The sequence below is a fragment of the Arthrobacter sp. B0316-1-20 genome (genome assembly GCF_059091865.1).
In genome coordinates this window covers 1-3,720 of the sequence record NZ_JBNHHC010000176.1, presented here as the reverse complement: position 1 = coordinate 3,720, position 3,720 = coordinate 1, and the positions used below count along the sequence as shown (strand labels likewise).

5 protein-coding genes are annotated in these 3,720 nt (G+C 64.1%); 1 reads left to right on the top strand and 4 read right to left on the bottom strand.

Features of this window, described 5'->3' with window-relative positions:
- Nucleotides 1-290 precede the first annotated feature (290 nt).
- On the bottom strand, nt 291-719 hold the full coding sequence (locus AC5RW2_RS41305) for a hypothetical protein (RefSeq protein WP_493964512.1): 429 nt from the start codon (nt 717-719) through the stop codon (nt 291-293).
- A 427-nt stretch (nt 720-1,146) separates the two neighbouring features.
- On the opposite strand from AC5RW2_RS41305, the gene AC5RW2_RS41300 reads away from it, so the two are divergent.
- Nucleotides 1,147-1,392, top strand: a complete 246-nt coding sequence (locus AC5RW2_RS41300; protein ID WP_493964511.1) for a hypothetical protein — start codon at nt 1,147-1,149, stop codon at nt 1,390-1,392.
- An 85-nt stretch (nt 1,393-1,477) separates the two neighbouring features.
- Here AC5RW2_RS41300 and AC5RW2_RS41295 read toward each other — a convergent pair whose 3' ends face one another.
- The 3 genes from AC5RW2_RS41295 to AC5RW2_RS41285 all read right to left on the bottom strand — a co-directional run bounded on the left by AC5RW2_RS41295 (nt 1,478) and on the right by AC5RW2_RS41285 (nt 3,361).
- A complete protein-coding gene (locus tag AC5RW2_RS41295; RefSeq protein ID WP_493941351.1) occupies nt 1,478-1,630 on the bottom strand; it encodes a hypothetical protein in 153 nt (50 codons plus the stop codon).
- 81 nt (nt 1,631-1,711) lie between these two features.
- Entirely contained in the window at nt 1,712-2,152 is a 441-nt protein-coding gene (locus AC5RW2_RS41290) for a hypothetical protein (protein ID WP_493964510.1), read from the bottom strand.
- A 195-nt stretch (nt 2,153-2,347) separates the two neighbouring features.
- Entirely contained in the window at nt 2,348-3,361 is a 1,014-nt protein-coding gene (locus AC5RW2_RS41285) for a DUF4192 domain-containing protein (RefSeq protein WP_493941353.1), read from the bottom strand.
- Nucleotides 3,362-3,720 lie beyond the last annotated feature (359 nt).

The window sequence follows — 3,720 nt, the reverse complement described above, 5'->3', positions numbered from 1 at the left end:
AGCTCTGCGGAGCCGGCACTGGACCCAACAGCCGGCCGCGCCAGCGGACGCCCGAATCAGTGCGAGCCCTGCGAGCACCCTCTTTGTCCAGCAGCCTTGGACTTTTCCGGTGCCGGCCAGGAACCCAGGGCGGGTCCGGGGCGGCAAGGTGATGAGCGTCGGACTCTTCGGGATCGGCGGGACGCCGCCGGGGACCACGGCGGCAGCTGCACCGTGCGGCGGCCCGCCCGAACTTTCGCCGGGACGGGCTGGTGGCCGGAGCTGAGCGGTCCGGCCACCATGGGTGCTGGTTAGGCGGCGTGGACGGTGTAAGGCATCCGGTACCGGCTGGGCAGTTCCGCGGCGGCTTCGGGCAGGTCTGCCGGTCCGTGGGCCTGCCCGTTCTTCCAGTGGAAGAATGCCTGCTCGGTGATGGCGTCCCACTGCCGGGCCTTGGTCCGGTAGTAAGTGGTTTCCACGTCGCCCTCGCAATAGGTGGCGATGCCGAACAGGTTGCCAATGGAATCGGCGGTGCGGATGGCAGCGACCATGACGTAGGGCCACTGGCCAAGGTCCCAGCCCTCGCTCCCCCAGCTGGGAATCACGGTCCAGCCGTGCTCGGCGATGAGGTCCATCCACTGGTACCCGCCGTCGGCGTGGTAATCGCGCAGGACCGGGGCGTCGGTGATGACCTCGCCGGTGTCGGCGGTGGTTACCGTCTCGGTGGTGATGGCGTTCATGGTGTTACTCCTTTTGCAGAGGAATGTGGTGGGTGGGGCGACCAATGGTGACCGGCCAGCTTCCCCGCTCCCCGTTGTTTTTTGGTTGCTGGCAAGCTTGCTTGCTCGGCGGCCGACGGAAGCCCGTCTACCCGTAGGGCAAGTCCGGGAAAATCCTCGGAGGAAATAAGCGAGGAACGAGCGCCGGAGAGGAATTTCCGGGGCGCAGGCCCCGACGAAGGAGGGGCTGGACGGGGTGGAGCGGACGCCTACAATCCGTAGGACAGCAACCAGAAAACGTCGTAGACACAACAGGGCCAGGGCTGGCGGAGCTCTGCGGAGCCGGCACTGGACCCAACAGCCGGCCGCGCCAGCGGACGCCCACCAGGGTGCAGCGCAGCGAAACCCCCAGCGCGCCCCGCGCGCTGATTCTGCGTAGGGTAGGCGCATGAATGACCCGGCAGCGCAGCATCCCAGCGGTCGTAGCGGCCGCCCGCGGACCGGGCCGGGCTATTCACGGATTCAGCGGATCCTGGCGTTGATTTTTGCTGCGGCCGCAGCTGCTTGCTGGGCGCTGGTGGCGGCGGACGTGGTGGTAGGGCGGCCGGCGGGCGGCGATGTTTTCATCGCCGCGCTCAACACTCTCGCGGCCGCAGCGCTGTGGTGGATGGCTGCCACCAGCCGTCCTAGATAGGGAAAGGCCGGCACTTGTGTGCCGGCCTTTCTTAGGTTTTCCCTCTGCAAAGGAAATCTACGAGTGCGGCGTCATTGCCGCAGTGTCACTGCTCGTCAAGTCGGTGGTCTTCGACCGGCCGGTCAACGGGACCTACGATCGGCCCTGCAGTCAGCAGGCTCAGTTCCAGGATGTCTTCCAGCGGGCTCGCGTCCGGGGCAACGGTATCGTCTTCGGTCATGCGGAAGGGATCGACCACGTGCGGGGCTCCTTGACTGTCTGGGATGGATCCGAAAATACCGAAAAGGATGTCAACCAGTGGCGAACTATGTGGCTCCGGCTAGCGAAGGTTCGCTCTTTGGGTTAGTTCGGCAATCACATGCTGCGGGTTGCTTGTCGAGATGATAACAGGGCGGTTCCCCACTGTCATTCGGACGGCTGTGCCGCCGACGATGTAACCGATGCTCCCATCCCTGAGCAGTCGCACACCCATCCCTTGCCAGAACCCCGTCTGAAAAGCTTCAACATCAGTGATTTTCTGGTATGCAATCTCTGTGCGGATGAATCTCAGTAGACGCACCTCCATCCACTGCTCCAGAAAAGTGATACGACACTTCATCAGAGAGACCGCGATGATGGTGAGGACTGCGATTGCAGTACAGATGAAGACCAGAAGATTAGTTTCTTCTTCATTAGCAAGCATCATCAAACTGAACACTGTGAGCGCTACAGCTATCAGCCACAAGACCATGCGGTAGCGCAACGGCATGGCACTGCTCATTGTCATTGTCCTCCTGATTGGCCGATAGGTATCGTCCCTTCACAGTATCGGCTGTTCCTGCGGCCCGGCTGGAAGTCGCGCGCCCGCGACAGCGTCCGACGCGGCCGGAGGAGCCCTGGCGGGGGAGGCCGCCGCGCACCTGGGAAACCCAAACAGGTAGGCCGAACCCCTGTGTGTGGGGTCCGGCCTACGGGTTTAGCGGCTCAGGTGTCGGTCATACGCCTTCTTCGGGTCGCGGGTGCAGTCGGCGAGCAGGCCGCGGTTGACCAGTTCGGCAAGAAGTTCGGCGAGCCGGTAACCGGCCACGTCCTCCAGTGCGAGCTTGAAGTAGCGGGCGGCGAAGCTGGACTTTCCTTTGAGCCATTCCAGCCAGCCGATCAGGCACAGCATCGGTGCGCGCTGGCCTTCGGGGGTGGCTTTCATGAGTTCAAACGCGACTTCCTGGGCGGTGTCCACGCGCGCCCAATCAGGGCGGGTGAGGAACACCCCGAGCATGACGGAGGTGAACTGTTCGGGTGCGTGGGTGATGATGTCACCCATCATGTAGTCCCGGATGGTGGGGTGCTGCAATGCTCCTGCCAGCTGGTGCGCGGTCTGGGTTGTCAGGCTCTTGGGATCATCGAGCACCTTGGACCACGCTGCGCGGCTGGCTTCGAAGTCTTCGGGCCAGCCGTCGGGCTTGTGCGCGGCGATCGCCTCGCGTGCTGCCTCGTCTCCGGTGAACGGTGCCGGTGTGGTGAACCCGGTAACGGCACTCCCCCGGTAGATCAGGGCGGCGTTGCCGTTGCTGGTGGTAATGGCGTCCAGTGACTGGTTGGGGCAGCAGCTGGTGTCCGTGCAGTGGTAGTTCCGCCACAGTTCGGAGGTCACCAGCCAGGCATCCTGCAAGGGCATCCCGGCGGTTTCGAGTTCGGTGCGCAGTGCCTGCACGTGCCCGGAGTAGGGGTGCAGATCCTCGGTGGTGTCCTCGTCGGTGTAGACCACCAGCAGGCTGCCGGTGGCGGCTTCGTCGGCGGTCAGGTAGCTGACGATGGTTTGGGCGTAGCCGACCGGGTCCTGCCCAAACGGGGCATCGACGCGCAAGGTCGCGCCGAGTTTATTGCCCTGCATGGTCAGTGCGACGAAGGACTCTGTGGGGGTTTGTCCCAGGGTGTGCGGGATGAAGGCCAGGATGTCGGCAGGGCCGGTGAACTTGATGCGGTCGTTCATGGTGTTGCTCCTTTTGCAGAGGATTTGGTGGGTGGGGCGACCAGTGGTGACCGGCCAGCTTCCCCTCTCCCCCCGTTGTTTTTTGGCTGCTGGCGGAGCTTGCGGAGCTGTGCCCGACGCAGGCCCGTCTACCCGCAAGGGCAAAGGGCGGGAAATTCCTGGAGGAAATAAGCGAGGCACGAGCGCCGGAAGGAAATTCACGCCCCTGCAGGCCCCGACGAAGGAGGGGCTAGACGGGGTGGAGCGGGCACGTACGATCCGAAGGACAGCAGCCAAAAAACGTCGTAGACACAACAGGTTCAGGGACGGCGGAGCTCTGCGGAGCCGGCACTGGACCCAACAGCCGGCCGCGCCAGCGG

What these genes read in the sequence shown, in the direction of transcription:
- AC5RW2_RS41300 (WP_493964511.1), top strand. Translation starts at nt 1,147, where the DNA reads ATGAATGACCCGGCAGCGCAGCATCCCAGCGGTCGTAGCGGCCGCCCG.
- AC5RW2_RS41285 (WP_493941353.1), bottom strand. Translation starts at nt 3,361, where the DNA reads ATGAACGACCGCATCAAGTTCACCGGCCCTGCCGACATCCTGGCCTTC.
- AC5RW2_RS41290 (WP_493964510.1), bottom strand. Translation starts at nt 2,152, where the DNA reads ATGAGCAGTGCCATGCCGTTGCGCTACCGCATGGTCTTGTGGCTGATA.
- AC5RW2_RS41305 (WP_493964512.1), bottom strand. Translation starts at nt 719, where the DNA reads ATGAACGCCATCACCACCGAGACGGTAACCACCGCCGACACCGGCGAG.